Raw genomic sequence first — 5,746 nt, 5'->3', positions numbered from 1 at the left:
CACCACCACCACCACCACCACCATCCTTGGCATAGGCACTGGAGTCATGGGAAATGGAATCCGGGACCAAAACGACGGAAGCCGAGAGGACGCCACCGATTGCCAGCGCCAGTAAACCTTTCTTGAACAGCAGGTAAGTATTCATCGTGCATTCTCCTGGAGATTGACCGCGAACCGTGTCAACGCGATTCGCGTTGCAATCCGAAGGCGGCATGGGAGCAAGCTTTACGATTATCCTTAATCATCTACGTGGGAAATTTTCCCACCCAGTGAAAGCTAGCCCTTTCTGGCGTCAGGTCAACCTGCACAGGAGAAAGGCGACCGACGGTGCACACACCAGCGGCTCGGGCACCACCAGAAGGGCTGGAGGGGCGTTACCCGTCAGTGCAGCTATAGACGACAAGCCCATAAGCTCAGCTTATTTATGACATGTGATTAATCGATTTCAATTATTTTTCTTTAAGTGATTTTATTGCGCCATGCATCACTCCCCACAAAAACAACATCGCCGGAGAAGATCATGACCAAAGCTGAATTTCCCACCACCCATGCCCTGGCAACACCCGCCCTGGGTGAACCCTACCTGCTGACACCAGGCCCACTGACCACGTCCAAGGCTACCAAGGAAGCGATGCTGCGCGATTGGGGTTCATGGGACGTTTCTTTCAACCAGGTGACCGCTGAAGTTCGCCAGCATCTGCTGAGCATGGCCGGCGTCGAGGATGACAGCTTCGCCTGCGTGCCATTGCAAGGCAGCGGCAGTTACTCGGTGGAGGCTGCGTTGGCCACTGCCATCCCGAGAGACGGCAAGGCTCTGGTGCTGATGAACGGCGCTTATGGCCAGCGTGCCACCAAGACCCTGGAATACCTGGGGCGTGACTTCATCACCCTCGACAAGGGCGATTACCTGCCCCCGCAACCCGAGGAAGTGGACGCCTTGCTCAAGGCCAACCCCGACGTCACCAATGTCTTTCTCGTTCATTGCGAAACCAGCTCCGGCATCCTCAACCCATTGCGCGAAATCGCCGATGTGGTGAAGGCGCATGGCAAGAGTTTGATCATTGACGCCATGAGCTCTTTCGGCGCCGTGCCGCTGACCATCGACGACATCGCTTTTGACGTGGTGGTGTCATCGGCCAACAAATGCATCGAGGGCATTCCAGGCTTTGGCTTCGTGATCATCCGCCGCTCTGTAATAGAAGCCGCCAAGGGTCGCGCCAATTCGCTGAGCCTCGATATCTACGAGCAATGGACCTACATGGAGCGCACCGGCCAATGGCGCTTCACGCCTCCGACCCATAGCGTGGTGGCGTTTCACAAGGCATTGGAACAACACAGCGCAGAAGGCGGTGTGCACGGCCGTTTGGCACGCTACACGCGCAACCGCGATGTCCTGGTCTCAGGCATGCGCGAGCTGGGTTTCAAGACCCTGCTGGAAGATCGTTGGCTGTCGCCGATCATCACCACGTTCTTCAGTCCGGAACATCCGAATTTCGAGTTCAAGCGTTTCTACGATGAGCTCAAAGCCCGTCAGTTCATCATCTACCCGGGCAAATTGACGGTAGCCGACAGTTTCCGCATCGGCTGCATCGGCCAGATCGACGAACACATCGTCCACCAATTGCTGCGCGCCATCGCCGACAGCCTTCTGGCGATGAACGTCGACATGCAAAAGCCGGCAGCCTGATCGACCCCTTTAAAGGTCCCGGCCGATTCGAGCACAGGTGCAATGGGTAGCACCTTTGGGCGGGGATCTTTTTTTAAACAATGGATGCGGTGACTTATCGCTCGGCAATGCCGGGCAGGAGTCAGCGATCACAGCAATTCATTAATTCATGAAGCCTGACGCCATCCACACGGCCATCCAGACGATGGCGTGTGCGTGGACAGGTCTTCTGCACCAAAAACAAAAACAAAAACCAATTAATTGCGCTGTCTGGCACCTCATACGGGATCAGAACTCCATGAACAAGAACACCACAAGTCCTCTCGCGACCGGGTGGAAATCATTGCAGCGTTGGCGCCTGCAGATTTTCCTCATCACCTGGTTCGCCTATGCCGCGTTCTACTTCACCCGCAAGGCGTTTTCCGTGGCCAAGCTGGGTATTGGCGAGGACCCGAATTTCATGCTCGAAAAGGCCATGATGGCCAACCTCGATGCGCTCTACCTGACCGCTTACGCCGTGGGCCAGTTTCTCTGGGGCAATTTTGCCGACCGCTTCGGACCGCGGGTGGTGGTACTCAGCGGCCTGGTCATCTCGGCGCTGGCGGCGCTGCTCATGGGCACCTATGCCACGCTGCCGATATTCGTCTCCTGCATGCTGGTCCAGGGTCTTGCCCAATCCACCGGCTGGTCGGGCCTGTGCAAGAACGTTGGCAGCTTCTTCAGTACCGGCGAACGTGGTCGCGTGATGGGTTACTGGTGTACCTGCTACGCATTCGGCGGGCTGGTCGCCACCCCATTTGCCGGCTGGTGGGCCTATAGCGCATACCACGACTGGCGTCTGGCGTTCATCAGTAGTGCTGTCGTGGTGCTGGTGGTAGCGGTGCTTTTCTACTTCCTGCAACGCAACCGGCCGGAGGACGTCGGCCTGCCTCCCGTCGAGATCGAAATCGAGCCTGTCAGCAATGTCGTCGTCCCGCGTGAAAGCCTGTGGGCCGGTCTGCGTACCGTGATGAAAAACCGCACCGTGCTGGTGCTCGGTCTTGCCTACTTCATGCTCAAGCCCGCGCGCTATGCAATTCTTTTGTGGGGCCCGGTGATCATCTACGAGCGCATGCCCGAGATCGGCAAAGTGGCCTCCGCCATCGTCCCTACGGCGTTTGAACTGGCAGGCCTGGTGGGTCCCATCCTCATCGGTTTCGCATCGGACAAGTACTTCGGCGCGCGTCGTATCCCGGCCTGCGTGCTGAGTCTGGTTGTCCTGACCATCTCCCTGGGGCTGTTCGTTCCCGCCATGCAGAGCGGCAGTCTTTACATGGTGGTCGGCCTGCTGTTCATGATGGGCATGACCCTCTACGGCCCGGACTCGATGATCAGCGGCTCGGCTGCCATTGATTTCGGCAGCAAGGACGGCGCGGCCTCCTCCGCGGGCTTCGTCAATGGCTGCGGCTCGATAGGCGCGATCCTCGGCGGCTTGTTGCCAGGTTACTTCGACACCATCACCGTGTTCCTGGTCTTCACCGGCGCTGCGCTCCTGGCCAGCCTGATGCTGGTGCCCTTCTGGAACAGCCGCCCGAAAACACTGGAAACAAAGTCGGTCGACTCGCTGGCGATACAGCCGGTCATCGTCGGCACCACTTCCTGAACCCGAACGTCCAATCTCCCCATCACTGGAGCAATCACCATGCACTACCAACAACCTGATCAACTGCAAGCCGTGGTACTGGACTGGGCAGGCACCGTCGTGGACTTTGGCTCCTTCGCCCCGACGCAGATTTTTGTCGAAGCCTTTGCCGAGTTCGGCGTTGCGGTCTCTCTGGAAGAAGCCCGTGGGCCGATGGGCATGGGCAAGTGGGACCACATCCGCACGCTGTGCAACGAGCCGCAGATCGCCGAGCGCTATCACGCAGCCTTTGGTCGCCTGCCGACGGACGAGGATGTCACCGCCCTCTACGAACGCTTCATGCCGCTGCAGATCGAGAAGATCGCCTTGCACTCAGCGCTGATTCCCGGCGCGTTGGAAGCCATCGAGACCGTGCGTGACAAGGGCCTGAAAATCGGTTCCTGCTCGGGTTACCCGGCCGTGGTCATGGAGAAGGTCGTGGAACTGGCGCGCAAGAACGGTTACGTCACCGATCATGTGGTTGCCACCGACGAAGTGCCCAACGGCCGGCCACATCCTGCGCAAGCCCTGGCTAACGTGATTGCCCTGGGCATCAGTGACGTCGCGGCTTGCGTCAAGGTCGACGACACCTGGCCGGGCATCCTCGAAGGCCGCAGCGCGGGCATGTGGACGGTCGCACTGACCTGCTCCGGCAACGCACTGGGCCTGACCTACGAGGAGTTCAAGGACTTGTCCCTGGAGGAGCTGGCCGAAGAGCGCACACGCATCATCAAGATGTTCAAGGACTCGCGCCCGCACTACCTGATCGACACCATCGTCGATTTGCCGGCCGTCATTGACGACATCAATGCCCGTCTGGCGCGCGGCGAAACTCCGCAGGGCTGCTGACAGGTTCCAGCTATCGCTGGCCGCCGAAAAAGCGGCCAGCGACAGCTGGACTACGGCCCTTCTGCATTGCATGGCATCGATACGGGCCTGCGCCTGTTCAACCGATAACAACAAGAGAACCTCATCATGATCTATGCCCATCCTGGCACTCCCGGTGCCGTCGTTTCCTTCAAGTCCCGCTACGGCAATTACATCGGTGGCGAGTTTGTCGCACCGGTCAACGGCCAGTACTTCACCACGACCTCGCCAGTGAATGGCCAACCGATTGCCGAATTCCCCCGCTCTAGCGCCGAAGACATCGAAAAGGCGCTGGACGCTGCCCATGCAGCCGCTGATGCCTGGGGCAAGACCTCGGTGCAGGACCGCGCCTTGGCGCTGCTGAAAATTGCCGACCGCATCGAACAGAACCTCGAACTGCTGGCGATCACCGAATCCTGGGACAACGGCAAGGCCGTGCGTGAGACCCTTAACGCCGACATCCCGCTGGCCGCCGACCACTTCCGCTACTACGCCGGTTGCATCCGTGCCCAGGAAGGCAGCTCAGCGGAAATCAACGAACACACCGCCGCCTATCACTTCCATGAACCATTGGGCGTGGTCGGGCAGATCATCCCGTGGAACTTCCCGATCCTGATGGCCGCCTGGAAACTCGCCCCGGCCCTGGCCGCCGGTAACTGCGTGGTGCTCAAGCCTGCCGAGCAAACCCCGCTGGGCATCACCGTGCTGGTCGAACTGATCGGCGACCTGCTGCCACCCGGCGTGCTGAACATCGTCCAGGGTTTCGGTCGCGAAGCCGGCGAAGCCCTGGCCACCAGCAAACGCATCGCCAAGATCGCCTTCACCGGCTCGACCCCGGTCGGCTCGCACATCATGAAATGCGCCGCCGAAAACATCATCCCGTCCACCGTGGAGCTGGGTGGTAAGTCACCGAACATCTTCTTCGAAGACATCATGAAGGCCGAACCGTCCTTCATCGAAAAAGCCGCTGAAGGCCTGGTGCTGGCGTTCTTCAACCAGGGCGAAGTCTGCACCTGCCCATCTCGCGCGCTGGTGCAGGAGTCGATCTACGACGAATTCATGCAAGTGGTGATGAAGAAGGTCCTGCAAATCAAACGTGGCGACCCGCTCGACACCGACACCATGGTCGGCGCCCAGGCGTCCGAGCAGCAATTCGACAAGATTCTTTCGTACCTGGAAATCGCCAAGGGCGAAGGCGCCGAGCTGCTGACCGGCGGCAAGGTGGAAAAGCTCGAGGGCAACCTGGCGAGCGGCTATTACATCCAGCCAACCCTGCTCAAGGGCACCAACAAGATGCGCGTGTTCCAGGAAGAAATCTTCGGCCCGGTGGTGAGCATCACCACCTTCAAGGACGAAGCCGAAGCCCTGGCCATCGCCAACGACACCGAGTTCGGCCTCGGAGCCGGCCTCTGGACCCGCGACATCAACCGCGCCTACCGCATGGGCCGCGCCATCAAGGCCGGTCGTGTGTGGACCAACTGCTACCACCTGTACCCGGCGCACGCCGCGTTCGGCGGGTACAAGAAGTCCGGCGTCGGCCGTGAAACCCACAA

The 5,746-nt window shown here is 59.7% G+C and carries 4 protein-coding genes; all 4 read left to right on the top strand.

Annotation, left to right across the window (positions count from 1 at the left end; genetic code table 11):
* Nucleotides 1–520: 520 nt before the first annotated feature.
* Nucleotides 521–1,687 carry a 2-aminoethylphosphonate--pyruvate transaminase gene (locus KGA88_RS00170; RefSeq protein WP_110662075.1) on the top strand — a complete coding sequence of 389 codons (1,167 nt, stop codon included), beginning with the start codon at nucleotides 521–523 and terminating at the stop codon, nucleotides 1,685–1,687.
* 277 nt (nucleotides 1,688–1,964) lie between these two features.
* Nucleotides 1,965–3,308 carry an MFS transporter gene (locus KGA88_RS00165; protein ID WP_223588120.1) on the top strand — a complete coding sequence of 448 codons (1,344 nt, stop codon included), beginning with the start codon at nucleotides 1,965–1,967 and terminating at the stop codon, nucleotides 3,306–3,308.
* 39 nt (nucleotides 3,309–3,347) lie between these two features.
* Entirely contained in the window at nucleotides 3,348–4,175 is an 828-nt protein-coding gene (gene phnX, locus KGA88_RS00160) for a phosphonoacetaldehyde hydrolase (protein WP_110662077.1), read from the top strand.
* Between the two features lie 126 nt (nucleotides 4,176–4,301).
* Nucleotides 4,302–5,746 (top strand): aldehyde dehydrogenase family protein (locus KGA88_RS00155; protein WP_223588115.1); only part of this gene is annotated, 1,445 nt, incomplete at its 3' end.

This window comes from Pseudomonas sp. A-R-19 (assembly GCF_019956575.1).
In the GTDB taxonomy this organism is placed as follows: Bacteria; Pseudomonadota; Gammaproteobacteria; order Pseudomonadales; family Pseudomonadaceae; genus Aquipseudomonas.
The sequence above is the reverse complement of the archived record's forward strand: the minus strand, read 5'-3'. Positions and strand labels throughout refer to the sequence as shown.